The organism is Alcanivorax sp. HI0044 (assembly GCF_001634945.1).
Genome location: NZ_LWEZ01000789.1, coordinates 1 through 889 on the forward strand (window position 1 = coordinate 1; position 889 = coordinate 889).

At 55.0% G+C, this 889-nt stretch carries 2 protein-coding genes; both read right to left on the reverse strand.

All coding sequences use genetic code 11. From position 1 onward, the window contains the following. Positions 1-560: DUF4372 domain-containing protein (locus tag A3730_RS29620; RefSeq protein WP_231883909.1), on the reverse strand; the 560-nt coding region annotated here is incomplete at its 3' end. 143 nt (positions 561-703) lie between these two features. Continuing rightward, the coding region (locus tag A3730_RS09470; protein ID WP_156501113.1) for a DUF1732 domain-containing protein at positions 704-889 on the reverse strand (186 nt) is incomplete at its 5' end.

The following is an 889-nucleotide window of genomic DNA, read 5'->3' on the forward strand; positions in this document are numbered from 1 at the left end:
GTCGGGGCGAGCTTCTGCTTTTGCCGACAAAGACAAGCAGATGCTCGCCATCGCCATGGATGTCCCCCATAGCGTTCTGGCACATGGGTGCCATGGTTGAGTCCGACACTCAGCTTCACGTTGCAGGTATCCGGCCGGTGGGCAGCCCAGGGAAACAGCTTGAGGGACAGGTTGATGGCACTCGCATCCAGTGAGTAGAGAGGGTTCTTGAAGCGGAACTTATGGGAGCTGGGGCTATTTCTGCAGCGCTGGAGCAGCTTGTAGAACAGCGCTTCGTAGAGCTCCGCCGGCTGCTTCTCATTGAGCCTTGCCAAGGTAGAACGGGCAACGGGTTTGGCGCCAAGGTGGAAAAGCTTATGCTTTTGGCTCTCCAGGTTCGACTGGATATCGCTCAGGCTCTGACGGCCGGAAAGCTGAGACATGGCCATGCCAATGAATTGATCCCAGCGCGTGGCGGATCTCAGTTTTTGCCCGTGATGATGCTCTTTGGCCAGCCTCTCAAAATCATGTCTCGAAACCGGTTTGAGCAGTTGGTGAAAGGCGGTGTTATGATGTGACAAAGCCTGAACCTCCCTGATCACAATGTTTTCCTCGCAGAATCATTGTAACCAGTTCGGTTCAGGCTTTTTCATTTGTCCCTCAACTGTGGGACAGCAGTGGGCGCAATGCCGGCTTTTTTGTGGCGAGTCGTTGGCTGGAAGTGTTATTCGATATTCTGGATCTGCTCCCGCATCTGCTCAATCAACACCTTTAATTCCACCGCTGCCGCTGTGGTTTCGCTGTCGACGGATTTGCTGCCCAGGGTGTTGGCTTCGCGGTTGAGTTCCTGCATGAGGAAGTCCATGCGCCGGCCGATGTGGCCGCCCTTTTTGAGGATACGGCGCACTTC